At 73.0% G+C, this 16,000-nt stretch carries 15 protein-coding genes, 1 tRNA gene and 1 pseudogene; 10 read left to right on the forward strand and 7 right to left on the reverse strand.

Translation table 11 applies throughout. From position 1 onward, the window contains the following. Positions 1–36: 36 nt before the first annotated feature. The 3 genes from E1265_RS01310 to rsgA are packed head-to-tail and all read left to right on the forward strand — an operon-like array spanning position 37 to position 3,157. Positions 37–750, forward strand: a complete 714-nt coding sequence (locus tag E1265_RS01310) for a M50 family metallopeptidase (protein ID WP_132928322.1) — start codon at positions 37–39, stop codon at positions 748–750. A 30-nt stretch (positions 751–780) separates the two neighbouring features. Next, positions 781–2,136: a 3-phosphoshikimate 1-carboxyvinyltransferase gene (aroA, locus tag E1265_RS01315; protein WP_132928323.1), complete on the forward strand. Its 1,356-nt coding sequence runs from the start codon at positions 781–783 to the stop codon at positions 2,134–2,136. A 16-nt stretch (positions 2,137–2,152) separates the two neighbouring features. Next, complete coding sequence (gene rsgA / locus E1265_RS01320; protein ID WP_132928324.1) at positions 2,153–3,157, forward strand: ribosome small subunit-dependent GTPase A; 1,005 nt, start codon at positions 2,153–2,155, stop codon at positions 3,155–3,157. A gap of 56 nt (positions 3,158–3,213) precedes the next feature. Here the strand turns inward: rsgA and E1265_RS01325 are convergent, their stop codons facing one another. Continuing rightward, positions 3,214–3,663, reverse strand: a complete 450-nt coding sequence (locus E1265_RS01325; RefSeq protein WP_132928325.1) for a helix-turn-helix domain-containing protein — start codon at positions 3,661–3,663, stop codon at positions 3,214–3,216. A 118-nt stretch (positions 3,664–3,781) separates the two neighbouring features. Between E1265_RS01325 and hisN the strand changes: the two genes are divergently transcribed. Then, a complete protein-coding gene (gene hisN / locus E1265_RS01330; RefSeq protein WP_132928326.1) occupies positions 3,782–4,576 on the forward strand; it encodes a histidinol-phosphatase in 795 nt (264 codons plus the stop codon). A gap of 258 nt (positions 4,577–4,834) precedes the next feature. Here hisN and E1265_RS01335 read toward each other — a convergent pair whose 3' ends face one another. Beyond that, positions 4,835–6,289, reverse strand: coding sequence for a catalase (locus tag E1265_RS01335; RefSeq protein ID WP_132928368.1), 1,455 nt, complete (start codon positions 6,287–6,289; stop codon positions 4,835–4,837). A 184-nt stretch (positions 6,290–6,473) separates the two neighbouring features. Here E1265_RS01335 and E1265_RS01340 point away from each other — a divergent pair, with 184 nt between their 5' ends. The 4 genes from E1265_RS01340 to E1265_RS01355 all read left to right on the forward strand — a co-directional run bounded on the left by E1265_RS01340 (position 6,474) and on the right by E1265_RS01355 (position 9,578). After that, a complete protein-coding gene (locus tag E1265_RS01340) occupies positions 6,474–6,917 on the forward strand; it encodes a Fur family transcriptional regulator (protein ID WP_132928327.1) in 444 nt (147 codons plus the stop codon). Between the two features lie 14 nt (positions 6,918–6,931). Next, positions 6,932–7,005 (forward strand) — tRNA-Met (locus tag E1265_RS01345). Between the two features lie 76 nt (positions 7,006–7,081). Continuing rightward, positions 7,082–7,975 (forward strand): acyl-CoA thioesterase II, encoded by an 894-nt coding sequence (locus E1265_RS01350; RefSeq protein WP_132928328.1) that lies wholly within the window; start codon positions 7,082–7,084, stop codon positions 7,973–7,975. Positions 7,976–8,318: 343 nt separating this feature from the next. After that, the gene (locus E1265_RS01355; RefSeq protein ID WP_132928329.1) at positions 8,319–9,578 is read left to right on the forward strand and encodes an exo-alpha-sialidase; all 1,260 of its coding nucleotides are present in this window, start codon (positions 8,319–8,321) and stop codon (positions 9,576–9,578) included. A 33-nt stretch (positions 9,579–9,611) separates the two neighbouring features. Here E1265_RS01355 and E1265_RS01360 read toward each other — a convergent pair whose 3' ends face one another. From E1265_RS01360 to E1265_RS01375, 4 genes and pseudogenes are all read right to left on the reverse strand, one after another. Next, positions 9,612–10,439, reverse strand: coding sequence for a helix-turn-helix transcriptional regulator (locus tag E1265_RS01360; protein WP_132928330.1), 828 nt, complete (start codon positions 10,437–10,439; stop codon positions 9,612–9,614). A gap of 92 nt (positions 10,440–10,531) precedes the next feature. After that, positions 10,532–11,194 carry a histidine phosphatase family protein gene (locus E1265_RS01365; RefSeq protein WP_132928331.1) on the reverse strand — a complete coding sequence of 221 codons (663 nt, stop codon included), beginning with the start codon at positions 11,192–11,194 and terminating at the stop codon, positions 10,532–10,534. A gap of 91 nt (positions 11,195–11,285) precedes the next feature. Then, positions 11,286–12,291, reverse strand: a pseudogene (locus tag E1265_RS01370) (TerC family protein). Between the two features lie 80 nt (positions 12,292–12,371). Next, positions 12,372–13,166 (reverse strand): phosphatase, encoded by a 795-nt coding sequence (locus E1265_RS01375; protein WP_132928332.1) that lies wholly within the window; start codon positions 13,164–13,166, stop codon positions 12,372–12,374. A 189-nt stretch (positions 13,167–13,355) separates the two neighbouring features. On the opposite strand from E1265_RS01375, the gene E1265_RS01380 reads away from it, so the two are divergent. Next, positions 13,356–13,550 (forward strand): DUF5708 family protein, encoded by a 195-nt coding sequence (locus tag E1265_RS01380; RefSeq protein ID WP_132928333.1) that lies wholly within the window; start codon positions 13,356–13,358, stop codon positions 13,548–13,550. 51 nt (positions 13,551–13,601) lie between these two features. Here E1265_RS01380 and E1265_RS01385 read toward each other — a convergent pair whose 3' ends face one another. After that, entirely contained in the window at positions 13,602–14,489 is an 888-nt protein-coding gene (locus E1265_RS01385) for a LysR family transcriptional regulator (RefSeq protein WP_132928334.1), read from the reverse strand. Positions 14,490–14,577: 88 nt separating this feature from the next. On the opposite strand from E1265_RS01385, the gene E1265_RS01390 reads away from it, so the two are divergent. Beyond that, positions 14,578–15,747: a nuclear transport factor 2 family protein gene (locus tag E1265_RS01390; protein WP_279571383.1), complete on the forward strand. Its 1,170-nt coding sequence runs from the start codon at positions 14,578–14,580 to the stop codon at positions 15,745–15,747. The last annotated feature ends 253 nt before the right edge of the window (positions 15,748–16,000 follow it).

The raw sequence follows: 16,000 nt of genomic DNA on the forward strand, positions 1-16,000 counted from the left end.
CGGAGGCCGGCCGAGCAGCCCGACCCGCGGGGGATCATGGACATCGCTGACATCAACGAACTGTGGGACCGCGTGACCGGCACCCAGCCCGAGCCCGAGCTCTGGCTGATAGTCGGCGCGGCCGTCGTCGCCCTCGCGGCGGTCGCGCCGTACGGCGTGTGGCGGGTGGCCCGCAACACCATCACCATCGCCCACGAGGGCGGCCACGGCCTGGTGGCCCTGCTGACCGGCCGCAAGCTGGAGGGCATACGCCTGCACTCCGACACCTCGGGCCTGACCGTCTCGCGCGGCAAGCCCACCGGCATCGGCATGATCCTCACCGCGGCCGCCGGCTACACCGCCCCCTCGCTGCTCGGCCTCGCCGGCGCCGCGCTGCTCTCCGCGGGCCGCATCACCCTGCTGCTCTGGGGCGCGACCGCCCTGCTGCTCGCGCTGCTCGTCATGGTCCGCAACGCCTACGGCGCGCTCACCGTGGTCCTCACCTCGGCCGCCTTCCTGCTGGTCTCCTGGCTCACCGAGCCCGACGTGCAGGCCGCCTTCGCCTATGTCGTGGTGTGGTTCCTGCTCCTTGGGGGCGTACGCCCGGTGTTCGAGCTCCAGGCCAAGCGCCGGCGCGGCGCCGCCCGGGACTCCGACGCCGACCAGCTCGCCCGGCTCACCAGCGTCCCCCCGCTGATGTGGCTGATCCTCTTCCACGCCGTGTCCCTCACCTCGCTCACCGGCGGCGGACGCTGGCTCCTCGACCTCTGACAGCGGGCCTCGCGCACTAAAGTGAGGGGCATGACCGACCACAGCGAAAGCCTCGCCCTCTGGCCCGCGCCGCTCGCCGATGGCGCCGTCGACGCCACCGTGACCGTCCCCGGATCCAAGTCGGTCACCAACCGGGCGTTGATCCTCGCCGCCCTGGCGGCCGACCCCGGCTGGCTGCGCCGCCCGCTGCGTTCCCGTGACACCCTGCTGATGGCGGACGGGCTGCGCGCCCTCGGCATCGGCATCGAGGAGACCGTCTCCTCGGACTCCCCGGTCTCCGGGCTGCCGCTCGGCCGCGGCGAGTCCTGGCGGATCATCCCGGCCGCGCCGCAGGCCCCCGCCACCGTCGACGTCGGCAACGCCGGCACGGTGATGCGCTTCCTGCCGCCCCTCGCCTCCCTGGCTGACGGCTCGGTCAGGTTCGACGGCGACAAGCGGTCCCACGAGCGCCCGCTGCACGGTCTCATCGCCGCCCTGCGCGCCCTCGGCGTGCGGATCGAGGACGGCGGGCGTGGCGCGCTGCCGCTGACCCTGCACGGCGCCGGCTCGGTCGAGGGCGGGTACGTGGAGGTGGACGCGTCGTCCTCCTCGCAGTTCATCAGCGCGCTGCTGCTCTCCGCGCCGCGCTTCAACCAGGGCGTGGAGGTGCGGCACGTCGGCGCCACGCTGCCGTCCATGCCGCACATCCGGATGTCCGTCGACATGCTGCGGAAGGCCGGCGCCCAGGTCGACTCGCCCGACTCGGGCGGCGAGCCCAACGTGTGGCGGGTCAGGCCAGGCGCGCTGCTCGGCGGCGACCTGGTGATCGAGCCCGACCTGTCCAACGCCCAGCCGTTCCTGGCCGCCGCCCTGGTCACCGGCGGCCGCGTCACCATCCCCGACTGGCCGCGCGCCACCACGCAGCCGGGCGACGCGCTGCGCCGCATCTTCACGGAGATGGGCGGCTCCTGCGTGCTCGACGACCGTGGCCTGACCCTCACCGGCACCGGCCGGGTGCGGGGCATCGACGCCGACCTGAGCGAGGTCGGCGAGCTGACCCCGGGCATCGCGGCGGTGGCGGCGCTGGCCGAGGGCGAGTCGGTGCTGCGCGGCGTCGCGCACCTGCGGCTGCACGAGACTGACCGGCTCGCCGCGCTCACCAAGGAGATCAACTCGCTGGGCGGCGACGTCACCGAGACCGCCGACGGGCTGCGGATCCGCCCCAGGCCGCTGCACGGCGGCGTCTTCCACACCTACGAGGACCACCGGCTCGCCACGGCCGGCGCGGTGCTCGGCCTGCTGGTCAAGGGCGTGGAGGTGGAGAACGTCGCCACCACGGGCAAGACCATGCCGGACTTCCCCGACCTGTGGCACGGCATGTTGGCGGCACCGGGCGAGAGAGCCTGAGAGGCCGCGGCCCGCCATGCGCCGGTACGGCAAGCACACCGACGAGGACGACGTCCGTGTCCGCCCCAGCCGGCGGGGCAGCCGGCCGCGCACGCACCGGCGTCCCAAGCACGAGGACGCCGCCGAGGGCTTCGTGGTCACGGTGGACCGCGGCCGGTTCACCTGCCTCGTCGAGGACCGTGTGGTCACGGCGATGAAGGCCAGGGAGCTGGGCCGCAAGAGCGTGGTGGTGGGCGACCGGGTGGCCGTCGTGGGCGACCTGTCAGGGGACAAGGACACCCTGGCCAGGATCGTCAGGATCGAGGACCGCAGCTCGACGCTGCGGCGGACGGCGGACGACGACGACCCGTTCGAGCGGGTGGTGGTCGCCAACGCCGACCAGCTGGCGATCGTCACGGCGCTGGCCGACCCCGAGCCGCGGCCCCGGCTGATCGACCGCTGCCTGGTGGCGGCCTACGACGCGGGGCTCGACCCGCTGCTGATCCTGACCAAGGCCGATCTGGCGCCGGCCGAGCCGCTGTTGGAGACATACGCGCCGCTCGGCATCCGCCATGTGGTCACCACCGCCGAGGAGTTCGGCGGCGACCCGGCGGCCGTGGCGCGGGTGCGCGAGCTGCTCGTCGACCGGGTCACGGCCTTCGTCGGGCACAGCGGGGTGGGCAAGACGACGCTGGTCAACACGCTGGTGCCGGGGCGGCGGCGGGCCACGGGCGAGGTCAACGTGGTCACCGGGCGCGGCCGGCACACCACCGTCTCGGCGCTCGCGCTGCCGCTGCCCGGCGCGCCGGGCTGGGTCATCGACACGCCGGGGGTGCGCTCGTTCGGGCTGCACCACGTGCAGCCGTCCCGGGTGATCCACGCCTTCCCCGACCTGGAGCCCGGCACGGCCGACTGCCCGCGCGCCTGCTCCCACGACGAGCCGGACTGCGCGCTCGACACGTGGGTGGCCGAGGGCCACGCGGAGCCGGCCAGGCTCGCCTCGCTGCGACGGCTGCTCGCCTCCCGGGAGCGGGCGGACTGAGCTGGCGCGTCGTGCTCGGCGGTCTGGTCGGGCCCGCGCCGTCGAGTCGCCCACCGTCAGGGCGCGATCAGGTGGGAGACGGCGAGTCGGATGGCGGATTCGCAGTCGATGGCGGAGGTGTGCGGCAGGGCGCGGGCGGCGCGGTCCCGTAACTCGCTGATCAGTCGCGCCGGCGGTACGCCGATCGGCGGCGCGCCAGCGCAGTGGCAGCCGGTGAGGGCGGCGCGCACCACGCGGTCGGCGCGGGCGGTGGCCAGGATCCAGTCGGCGGCGCCGCCCAGCGAACGGCGTCGGGCGAGTTGGGCGGCGAAGCCGTCGATGAGCAGGGTCGTGCGGTGGGCGGCGAGGGCGGCGCCGAGCCCCTCCTTGTCCCCGAACTCGTTGTAGAGGGTCTGCCGCGAGACGCCGGCCGCCGCGGCCACCTCCACCATCCGGACGCGCCGCCAGGGGCGCCGCTCCAGGGCTGCGCCGGCCGCCTCGAGCAGTGACTCACGCGCGGTGGGCATCGTCGCCTCCTCGCCTGCCGGGGCCCCGACGCCCCGGTGCGGCACAGGATTGACGCGAGGTCAAGGGCTGTCAAGGTGCCTCGCGACGGCCGGAGAGCCGGTGCCGGATACTGGGGGCATGGCCGACTACCACGATGATCTGCGTCTCGCCCACGTGCTGGCCGACGCCGCCGACGCCGCGACGATGGAGCGGTTCAAGGCGCTCGACCTGAAGGTCGACACCAAGCCGGACATGACGCCGGTCAGCGAGGCCGACACGGCCGCCGAGGAGCTGATCAGGTCGGCACTCCAGCGGGCCAGGCCGCGAGACGCGGTGCTTGGCGAGGAGTTCGGCAGTGAGGGGCAGGGCCCGCGCCGCTGGATCGTCGATCCGATCGACGGCACCAAGAACTACGTGCGGGGCGTCCCCGTGTGGGCCACGCTGATCGCCCTGCTGGAGCGGGGCGAGGGTGGGGACCGGCCGGTGGTCGGCGTGGTGTCGGCGCCGGCGCTCGGCCGTCGCTGGTGGGCGGCCGAGGGGGCCGGCGCGTACACCGGGCGCAGCCTGGCGGCGGCGACCCGGCTGCGGGTGTCGGCCGTGTCGGAGCTGGCCGACGCCTCGTTCTCCTACTCCTCACTCGGCGGCTGGGAGGAGCTCGGCCGGCTCGACGCCTTCCTCCAGCTGGGCCGGGACTGCTGGCGCACCCGGGCCTTCGGCGACTTCTGGTCCTACATGATGGTGGCCGAGGGCGCCGTCGACATGTGCGCCGAGCCCGAGCTCTCGCTGTGGGACATGGCGGCGCCGGCGATCGTGGTGACCGAGGCAGGCGGCCGGTTCACCGGCCTCGACGGGCGCGCGGGGCCGCACAGCGGCAACGCGGCGGCGTCCAACGGCCTGCTCCACGACGAGCTGCTGCGTCGCCTGGGGCGCTGACGCGGGTTCGCGTGCGCGGGCTGCGCCACGGCGAACTGCTGCGGAGGCTCGGGGTCTGGCGCGCGAGGAGGCCGCCGGAACCGCGCGCGCGGGCACGACGGGCGGCCGTCGGTCCGTACGACCGGGGCGACCGCCGTCGTGGCCGAACCGCCGGAGGCACGTGGTGGCCGAACCGCCGGTAGGCGCGTCGCGGCCTGGGTCGGTCGGTGCGCGCACGCGCGCACCGACCGACCCAGGCGTGGTACGGCAAGGGCACCGTCACCGGCCGCGGAGGGCCTGGACCGCGGCCTGGAGCCGCTTGCCGTAGTCCTCGTCCGCCTTGCGGAAGTTCTCGATCGCCCGCTCGGCGATGTCGTCGCGGGAGACCTGGGCGATGAAGCCCGCCAGGTTGGCGACCAGCCGCTCCCGCTCCTCCTCCGACATCAGCCGGTAGAGGTTGCCGGCCTGTACGAAGTCGTCGTCCTCGGCGTGGACGGGGGTCGGGTGGTCGCCGGTGGCGCCGGTGACGGGCACCGGCTCCCACAGCGGGCGGCCGGTCTGGGCCGGGCCGCCGAAGCTGTTGGGCTCGTAGTTCTTGGCGCCGCCGTGCCGGCCGTCGTAGGCGAAGCCGTCCCGGCCGTGACTGCGGGCCTCGGTGGCGTGCGGGCGGTTGACCGGCAGGTGGTCGGCGTTGATGCCGACCCGGTAGCGGTGCGCGTCGCCGTACGCGAAGAGCCGGCCCTGGAGCATCTTGTCGGGCGAGGGGCCGATGCCCGGCACGAAGTGGTGCGGGGAGAAGATCGACTGCTCGACCTCGGCGAAGACGTTCTCCGGGTTGCGGTTGAGCTCCAGCCTGCCGATCTCGATCGGCGGGTAGTCGGCGTGCGGCCAGACCTTGGTCAGGTCGAACGGGTTGAACCGGTAGGTGGCGGCGTCCGCGGCCGGCATGATCTGCACCTGGACGGTCCAGCTGGGGAAGTCGCCGTTCTCGATGGCGACGCGCAGGTCGCGCTGGTGGCTGTCCGGGTCCCGGCCGGCGAGCGCGGCGGCCTCCTCGGCCGTCAGGTTCCTGATGCCCTGGTCGGTCTTGAAGTGGTACTTGACCCAGAAGACCTCGCCCGCCTCGTTGCTCCACTGGAAGGTGTGGGAGCCGAACCCGTCCATGTGGCGGTAGCTGGCGGGGATGCCGCGGTCGCCGAACAGCCAGGTCACCTGGTGGGTGGACTCGGGGCTCAGACCCCAGAAGTCCCAGACGTTGTCCGCCTCCTGGGAGCCCGTGTACGGGTCACGCTTCTGCGTGTGGATGAAGTCGGGGAACTTGATGGCGTCCCTGATGAAGAACACCGGGGTGTTGTTGCCGACGAGGTCGTAGTTGCCCTCCTCGGTGTAGAACTTCAGCGCGAAGCCGCGCGGGTCGCGCACGGCGTCGGCCGAGCCCAGGCTGCCGGCGACGGTGGAGAGGCGCAGGAAGACCTCGGTCTGCTTGCCGACCTCGGAGAGGAACCCGGCCCTGGTGTACGGCGTCACGTCGGCCGTCACCGTGAAGGTGCCGTAGGCGCCGGCGCCGCGGGCGTGCACGACGCGCTCCGGGATCCGCTCGCGGTTGAAGTGCGCGAGCTTCTCGATCAGGAGTTGGTCCTGGATGAGGCCAGGGCCGCCGACACCGGCGGACTGGCTGTTCTGGTTGTCCGCCACCGGGGCACCGGCCTCAGTGGTCAGCGGTCCGGATGCGATCTGGTCGGTCATCTGCCTGGCACGCCCTTCGGATGCTTGTGGAGTACTGCCGGGTTGTCGATCTGCCGCGCGGCCCCCTTGGCCGTTGACAGAACCGATCCTATATTGGACTTTGTCCAAGTCAAGATTGTGCCCGAAACCGAACCATGTCCGAGGTGCCGGGTGCCCAGCTAGGGTGGAAGGCATGAGTGATCTCCTGCAACGACTCCGCGAGCGCGGATGGCGGCTCACCGCGCAGCGCCGGGTCATCGCCGAGGTGCTGGACGGCGAGCACGTGCACTTCACGGCCGACGAGGTGCACGCCAGGGCCGTCGAGCGCCTCCCGGAGATCTCCCGCGCCTCCGTCTACAACACCCTCGGCGAGCTGGTAGCGCTCGGCGAGGTGATCGAGGTCACCACGGACGGGCGCGCCAAGCGGTACGACCCCAACGCCCACCAGCCGCACCAGCACCTCGTCTGCTCGGGCTGCGGCGCGATGCGGGACGTGCGGCTCGCCGGCGACCCGATGCGGGCCCTGCCCGAGGACGAGCGCTTTGGCTTCACCGTCTCGGACGTGACCGTCACGTACTACGGCCGTTGCCCCGAGTGTGGGGCCGGCGATTTGCGGGATGCGTCGGCCGCCGACTAAGGTGGAGAACACGACGCGGGGTGGAGCAGCTCGGTAGCTCGCTGGGCTCATAACCCAGAGGTCGCAGGTTCAAATCCTGTCCCCGCTACTGAAGACGAAGGCCCGGATTCCTCGGATCCGGGCCTTCGTGCTGCGCGTTCCGGGCCACGCGGGAGAATCGGTCCATGGATGCTACTCTCCAGTACCTTCTGGGTCTGCTCGATCTGGAGCCCATCGAGCAGGACATATTCCGGGGCGCCAGCCACGACTGGGTGGTCCCCAGGGTCTTCGGCGGCCAGGTCGCCGCGCAGGCCCTGGTCGCCGCCTGCGGGACCGCGCCGGAGGAGCGGCTGCCGCACTCGCTGCACTCCTACTTCCTGCGCCCAGGCGACCCGGGGGCGCCCATCGTCTACACGGTCGACCGGATCAGGGACGGCCGTTCTTTCACCACCCGCCGGGTGGTCGCCGTCCAGCACGGCCAGCCGATCTTCCACCTCTCGGCCTCCTTCCAGGAGGCGGAGGAGGGCCTGGACCACCAGGAGCCGATGCCGGAGGCCCCCGACCCCGAGACGCTGCCCACCGCCGACGAGCTGCTGCCGCGCCACGCCCACCGGTTCCTCGACCCCGCCGTGGTCGACCTGCTGCTCGAGGCCAGGCGCGCCATCGACCTGCGGTATGTCGACGAGCCGCCGTTCGCCACCGCCGGGCGGCCGCGGGAGCCACGCTCGCAGGTGTGGTTCCGGGTCAACGGCAAGCTGGACGGCGACCGGGACACGCCCGTCTCGCACCTGTGCCTCGGCACCTACGTCTCCGACATGACGCTCCTCGACTCGGTGTTGCTCGCACACGGTAGGGGCGGTTGGACGGTGGGTGACATCGTCGGCGCCAGCCTGGACCACGCCATGTGGTTCCACCGGCCGTTCCGGGCCGACGAGTGGCTCCTCTACGACACCGACTCCCCGTCGTCCCAGGGCGGCCGGGGCCTGGCCCACGGCCGGATCTTCACCCGCGACGGACGGCTGGCCGTCACGGTGATGCAGGAGGGCCTCATGCGCGTCCCCCGGGCCGGGCGGGCCTAGGCCCTGCCCGGGCGAGTCAGTCCCGGATGATCGTGATCGGCGGCAGTGGGCGACCCGTGGACCGGCTCGGCGCGGCTCGCTCGGCCGGGACCCCTCCCGCCCGAACGGCGGGCGCGGCGGGTGAGTCCCGCCTGGCCGGCGTTCAGGCGATCGGCATGCCGGCCGGGGTACGGCTCACGCACGAGGCGGCCCCTCTGGCCTGACGCGGCGTCAAGGACGAGCCCCCGCCCGTGTCGCAGTGAGAATCACCATGTGGACCCCCTGTGTCTCGGCACCTACGTTTGCCGCGAGACAACGATCAGGCATATGCCATGACGGGGGAGTCACAGTGAGCTCGACAGCCTTGAACCGCAGAACCGCGATCGTCGCCGGTCTCGGCGCCGCACTGGCCGGCGCGGTCGTCACCCTGGGCCGGCCGACGACCGCGGCGGCGGCGGTGGACGACCCCGCCAGGAACGCCGCGCCGTACCACCGCGCGTTCCCCCTCTTCCGCAGCGCCAACATGTCGTCACCCGACCGGCTCTCCTCCGGAGTCGGCTTCCACTCGTTCCGGATCCCCGCCGTGGTCACCACGAGCACCGGCCGGATCCTGGCGTTCGCGGAAGGGCGCCGGCACGACAACCGTGACCACGGCGACATCAACCTCGTCTACAAGCGCACCAGGACCACCACCAGCCACGGGGCGAACCCCGGTGACTGGGGGCCCCTGCGGGAGATCGCCGGCACCGGCACCGGCACCGGCACCTGGGGCAACCCCACGCCGGTCGTGGACGGCACGACCATCTACCTGTTCATGTCCTGGAACGCGAGCGACCGCAGCTTCAAGGGCGGCGACCTCCTGCCGGACGGCTCCCGCACCAGGAAGGTCGACTCGACCGAGGCGGGCCGCCGCCACCTCTATCTGACCAGGAGCACCGACGACGGCAACACCTGGTCGACGCCCCGGCGGGTGACCTCGCAACTCACCCCGAGCGGCTGGGCCTGGGACGCGGTCGGCCCCGGCAACGGCATCCGCATGCGCTCCGGAGAGCTGGTCATACCGGCGCAGGGCCGGAACATCATCGGCCGCGGCTCCGCCGGCAACCGGACCTGGTCCTACCAGTCGCTGTCCCAGCAGTACAACGAGGGCACCATCGCGCAGACCCCGGACGGCAACCTCTACCGCAACGACCGCCCCCTGAGGGGCGACCACCGCATGGTCGCCCGCGGCACCCTGAGCCGGTTCGGCTCGTTCGCCGCGGACACCGGGCTGCCCGACCCCGGCTGCCAGGGCTCGGTCCTCTCCTACAACCTCGGCACGCCGGCCCGCACCATCTTCCTGAACTGCGCCTCGACCAGCAGCCGCGACCGGACACTCCGGGTGCGCATCAGCTACGACGCGGACGCGCGCACCTACGCCTACAGCCGCCGTCTGAACGACGCCCGCGTCTCCGGGGTCGGCAGGGAGGGCGGCTACACCAGCATGACCAAGACCGCGGACAACCGGATCGGCGCCCTGATCGAGACCGACTTCTTCAACGACGGCAACGGCGGGAACTCCTACCGCGCCCTCCTCTGGCGACGGTTCAACCTGTCCTGGATCCTCAACGGCCCGGACAACTGAGGAACCGTCGCGTTCGGCGGCACCGACCCGGGATCAGCAGGTGAACGGCGGCGCGTGGAGGCTGCCGAGGAGGGAAAGGGCCTGGGCGCTCGGCGTGTGCGGGGCCGCGTGGTAGACGACGAGCTGCTGGCCGGGGGCGGCGCGCACGTCGAAGGTCTGGTAGGTGAGGGACAGGGCGCCCACCTCGGGGTGGTCGAGCTCCTTGGGGCCCTGGCCCTTGAGACGCACGGCGTGCGCGTGCCACAGCGTGGCGAACTCGTCGCCGGCCGCGAGCAACGCGTCCACGACCTCGCGCAGCCGTGAGTGCTCGGGGTCGGGGCCCGTCCCGTGGCGGAGGCTGGCGACGGTCGTCTCCGCCACCTCGGGCCAGTGGCGGTAGAACGAGCGGGCCACCGGGTCGAGGAAGGCCATCAGCGCCAGGTTGTCCAGCCGCCTGAAGGGCGAGAACAGCGCGGCGGCCAGCGCGTTGGCGGCCAGGACGTCGAGCGCCGCGTCGAGGACGAGGGCCGGGGTGTGCGCGTAGCCGTCGAGCAGCGCCCGCAGCTCGGGCGAGACCCGCCGGACGGCGGCCGAGCCGCGGGCGTCCCGGGCGGCGCCGGCCAGCCGGAAGAGGTGGTCCCTGGACTCGCCGTCCAGCCGGAGGGCGTCGCCCAGGGCGTTCAGCACCTGCGGGGAGGGGTGCCGCTCGCGTCCCTGTTCGAGGCGGGCGTAGTAGTCGCCGTTGACGCCGGCCAGCACCGCCACCTCCTCGCGCCGCAGCCCCGGCACGCGGCGCCGGCCGTAGCTGGCCAGGCCGAGATCCTCGGGGCCGAGGCGGGCGCGCCGGGCGCGCAGGAAGTCGCCGAGTGCGTTGTCGCTCACGAGCTCAGCGTAGGCGCGGGCCGGCTCCGGCCGCCTGGGTGCGTCGCACCCAGGCAACGACCGTCCTGGCCGCTGAGCGTGGCGACCGGCTGTCAGACGTCCTCGACGCTGGCCCCCGCGGGCCCGCTGTCGACCGGGCCGCTGTCCTCGGCGCCGACGGCCCGGCCCTCCCACGTGAGGGTCAGCCAGCCCTCGTCGGGCGAGCCGGAGAGGACCACGATCCCGGTGTTCCGCAGCTCGTGAGTGGAGGCGAAGGCGACGTCGACGTTCGCCGCCCGCGCGGCCACCCACATGCGGATGGCGGCGCCGTGGCTCACCATGGCCACCGTCCCGGCCCCGGAGGCCGCGGCCTCCGCGACGACGGCGTCGAAGCGCCCAAGCGCCTCCGCCCCGCGCTCCCCGCCCGGCATCCGGAGCTCCGTCTCGCCCGCCGACCAGGCGAAGACCGTGGTCAGGTACGTCTCGACGGCCGGGTCGTCGCCCCGCATCTCCAGATCGCCGGCGGACAGCTCCCGGATGCCGTCCCGCACCAGGACCTCCAGGCCCGTCGCGGCGGCCAGCGGGGCCGCGGTGAGCTGCGTGCGGATCAGGGTGGACGCGTAGAGCGCGCCGATCTCCTCCGCGGCGAGCGCCTCGGGCAGGGCCGCCGCCTGCTGCTGCCCCAGGGGGGTCAGCGCCGGCCCGGGCACGGCCGTGTCCAGGAGGTGCTTGAGGTTGGACGGGGTCTGGCCGTGGCGTATCAGCAGCAAACGCATGGAATCGGTCTGTCTCCAGGGATCGGTCGCGGACCTTCCACTGTGCCACCACGCCGACCGGCGCGGCGGACGCCGGTCGGCGGGCGAGGCCTCAGCCCCGGGCGTCCGCCCTTTCGGCCGGATCGGGCGCGGCGCCGTCGGCCTGCTCCGCGGCCTTCCGCATCGCCGCCAGGCTGGTGATCGTCGTGACGAGGAGCACGCCGCAGATGACGCCCAGCGAGACGGGGGTGGAGACCTCCGGCACGTGCAGGCTCGTCGTCTCGTGGATGCCGTGCAGGACCAGCTTCACGCCGATGAACGCGAGGATGACCGACAGGCCGTAGGACAGGTGGACCAGCTTCTTCAGCAGCCCGACGATGAGAAAGTACAGCTGGCGCAGTCCCATCAAGGCGAAGGCGTTCGCCGTGAAGACGATGTACGGGTCCTGGGTCAGGCCGAAGATCGCCGGGATCGAGTCCACCGCGAAGAGGATGTCCGTGAGGCCGATCGCCAGCATGACGATCAGCATGGGGGTGACCAGCCGCCTGCCGTTCTCGTGGATGACCAGCCTCGTGCCGTGCCACCTGTCCGTGGAGGGCACGCGCCGCTGAATGGCCTTCAACAGGCGCCCCTCCTCCCAGTCCTCGTCCGTCTCGTCGGCCCGGGCCTCCTGGATGAACTTCCAGGCGGTCCAGACGAGGAAGGCGCCGAAGACGAAGAAGACCCAGGCGAACCTGTCGATCGCGGCGGCGCCGGCGGCGATGAAGACGGCGCGCATCACCAGCGCGATCAGCACGCCGATCATCAGCACGCGCTGCTGGTAGATCGACGGAACCGCGAACTTCGCCATGATCAGCACGAACACGAAGAGGTTGTCGACGCTGAGCGACTTCTCGGTGATGTAGCCCGCGAAGAACTCGCCGGACGCCCCTCCGTCCCCCCCAGACCAGCAGGCCGAGGCCGAAGAGCACGGCGAGCACGACCCAGACGATCGTCCAGACACCCGCTTCCCTGACCGAGACCTCGTGCGGCTTGCGGCCACCTATGAAGAAGTCGGCCGCGATGAGCACACACAGCCCGACGACCGTGAGCACCCACACGGTCATGGAGACGACCAACCCTGATCCCTCCCTGTGAATGAACCACCAACGGCACAAGGGTGACCAGGGTTTGGTAAAGCAGGCGTCAAGGGCACGCGCTACGCGGGGGAGAGGCCGGCCGCGTCCAACAGGTAGGCGGTGAGCGGCTCGTAGAAGCGCGGGCTGGTGACGTAGTCGTCGAGCGGCACGCACACCGTGAGCGTGCCCTCCGCCTCGCCGAGGAAGAGCGCCGGGTCGTTGCTGTCGGCGTAGCCGATGGTGTCGATGCCGCGCTCGGCGGCGCAGCCGGCCCAGCCGTGGTCGGCGATCACCAGGTTGGGCAGGGCCTCGCCCTCCTGCGGGAGGGCGTCCAGGATCTCGGCCATCGGGCGCGGTGAGTGGGTGTGCCAGAGCGAGGCGCCGCGCTCGTAGACGGCGACGCCGGCGAACTGGGCGATGCGGCCCTCGTCTGCGGTGAGGCCGAGCGGCACCCGCACCAGCTCGCAGCCGGCGGCCAGGAGGGCGGCGGCGGTGCGGGCGTGCACGTCGAGCAGCCCGCCGGGGTGGCCGGTGGCCACCAGCACCCGCTGCCGGTCGGCGACCGCCTTGCGCAGCAGTGTCGCGGCCCGGTCAAGGGCGTCGACGGTCAGCTCGGGGTCGATGGTGTCCTGGCCCTGCCGGTGCTCCGGGTCCTCGTCGACGCCGCACCGCTCGGCCATCACCGCGAGCACGTCCTGCTCGTCGGTCCAGCGGTCACCGAGTTCGAGGCCGAGCCAGAAGTAGCGGTTGCCGTTGGCCAGCTCCCGGTAGTGCGCCAGGTTGTTCTCCCGGGGGGTGGCGACCTCGCCCGCGATCCTGGTCTGTATGAGGTGGTCGATCAGTTCGGCTCGGGAGGGGACGGCGGAGGTCGGCATACGGCAAGTATCGCCTGGCGGGTGAACTTACGGTGGCGGTGTCGCCGAGCTGTGATCTCGTCGTGTGGGGTAGGTCATCCGATGTATGCCGGGCGCGGACGATCCTCCCGTCGGTCGAGGTGGGGGCGGGTGGCCAGGGCCTAGCGTCGGGAGCGTTCGTGGCGGACGTTCGAGAGGGGACGCGGGACGATGGCTCCTGGCAAGGTACGGCTGGCCGAGGGTGGGGCGCTGGTCGTGGGCGGCGGCCTGCTCCGGCTCTTCGGCGGCGACCTGGAGCTCGGCTGGTTCGACGCGCACCCGCTCGGCGTGGTCCTGATGGTGGTCGGCGGCGTCCAACTGCTGGAGGGCGCCTGGCGGTTGAGGCGGGGGCGGGAGTCGGCGTGAGCTGCGGCGCGGGACAAGGACAGCGGCGACGAGGGCGGGCCTGGCGGCTGGTCAGCGGCGGGCGAAGGCCGTCGCGAGCTGGTCGAGCAGCGCCGTGGCGGACGGGTGGGGGGCACGCCGCGGGGTGATCGCGTGGATGCCGCGGGTCGGGGGATCGACGAGGGGAACCGTGGTGACGTCGGCCCGCAGCGCGCCCGTCAACGCCCCGGGGACCAGGGCGATGGCGTGACCGGTCGCGACCAGGGCCGTCTTGCCCGGCAGATCGGCCGCGGCGAGGTCGATGCGGGCGGTGACGCCGGCGCGGGCGGCGTGCTGGCGCAGCAGCGCCGCGGAGCCGTCGTTGTCCTCGACCCACGTCTGGTCGGCCAGCGCCCGGATGTCCACCGGGCCGTGCCCCGCCTGTGGGTGGCCGAGGGGCAGCACGACGACCATCTCGTCCATCCCCAGGAACCGGCGCTCGACGCGCGGGTCGTCTGGCAGCCCGGGCGGCGCGTCGGTGACGACGGCGACGTCGAGATCGCCGGCGATCACCCGGTCGTGCAGCCGCGCGCTGAGTCCGGGCGACAGGCTCCACGGCAGCGGTCCTGCCACGTCAAGCAGGCGGCGGATCGCCGCGGGCACAAGGCCGGCGGCCAGCGACGGCGTCGCGCCGACGGTCAGCGGCCGACTCGGCGCCCCGTCGCGAACCTCCCGCACGGCGCGCACGGCGCGGTCGGCCTCGTTGAGCGCGACCAGGGCGTGGCGACGGAACACCTCCCCGGCGGCCGTCGGGCGCACGCCGCGCACCTGCCGTTCCACCAGCGCCACCCCGAGCTGGCGCTCGAGACCGGCGACCTGCCGGGAGACGGCGGACTGGGTGTAACCGAGCTCGGCGGCGGCCGCCGACAGCGAGCCGAGCCGGCACACCACCACGAACGTCCGCCACGCGGTCAGTTCCATGCGGGCCATCGTACGCGGTGGGTATGCGTGGCACGCATGGCTGACCTGCGAGATCCGCGCTTGTCGCAGGCCTGGCGCGGTCCGCAGGCTGGGACGCATGACCGAACCGCACACGATCGCCGTCCTCGGCCTGGGCCGCATGGGCACCGCGATCGCCACCCGACTCGCCGACCACGACCGCGCCTCGGAGGTCGTCGGTTGGACCCGCTCCGGACGCGGCGCGGCGGGCGCCGTCCGGACGACCGGCGACCCGAACGACGCCGTGGCCAAGGCCGACATCGTCCTGCTTGCGCTGTTCGACGGCCCGGCCTGCCGGCAGGTCGTCGACCGGGTCCACGGTTCCCTGCGTCCGGACGCGATCGTGCTGAACACCGGCACCATCGCCCCCGATGAGGCGGCGGAGCTGGCCAGGCGGCTCGGCAAGAGCTACGTCCACGCGCCGGTGCTCGGCTCCGTGCCGGCCGTCGCGGCCGGCGCCCTGCGGATCCTCGCCGCCGCCGACCAAAGCGCGTTCGACCTGGCCCGGCCGGTCCTGGAAGCGCTCGGCACCGTGCACCGGATCGACGACGCCGCCACCGCCGCCGCGCTCAAGCTGGTCGCCAACAGTGGTCTCGCCGGGGCCGTCCTCGCGCTCCGCGAGGCGCTGCGGCAGGCGGACGCGCTCGGCCTGGCGCGTGAACAGGTGCTCGACGTCCTCGAACTCGGCCCGCTCGGCGGGCTCGTCGCGCGCAAGTGGACGTTCCTCCTCGGTGAGCCGACCACGGCCGAGTTCACGATCGGCGCGCTCGCCAAGGACATGGCGCTGCTGGCCGCCGCGTCAGAAAGCCCCCTGCGCGGCGCGGCCGAGCTCGCCGACACCGGCGCGGACCCGGAGGCCGACATCGCCGTCGCCGCCACGGTCCCCGCCGTGGACGACGCCGTGCTCGAACCCCTGCGCGCCTACATCCGCGGCCACGCCACCGGCGACCCCACCCACTTCCGCGCGGCCTTCCTGCCCACCGCCCACGTCGAGGGGGTCAGGGACGGCGCGTTCGTCTCATGGCCGCTGGAAGACTACTGCGCCCTCTTCGACGGCCGGCCGGCCCCGGACGAACCGGCCCGCTCCCGCCGCGTCGACGCCGTCGACGTCCACGGCACCGTCGCGACCGCGACCATGACCCTCCGCCACGGCGCGGACACCTTCACCGACGTCTTCCTGCTGGTCCACGTCGACGGCCGCTGGCGCATCGTCAACAAGGCGTACCACCGGCACGCCTGACGGCCCGATCGGTGTCCCGAGCGGTCATCGCGCGGTGCGGGGGAGCGCCGGCGAACTGGAGGGCTCAGGGCAGTGTCAGGATCTACGGTCCTTCGTTCGTGGTGGCCACCGTGTGCTCGGAGTGGACCGGCCGGCCGCCGCCTGGGCTCGGCGCCCGAACGCCGGCTCGTCAGGCGCCCGTCGCACAGTCCCGACTCGACGTGCCCTCCGACACGCGCTCGGTTGACTGGGCAAGGCTGTAAGGTTTCGCGCT

This window comes from Streptomyces sp. 8K308, from assembly GCF_004348315.1.
In the GTDB taxonomy this organism is placed as follows: Bacteria; Actinomycetota; Actinomycetes; order Streptomycetales; family Streptomycetaceae; genus Streptomyces.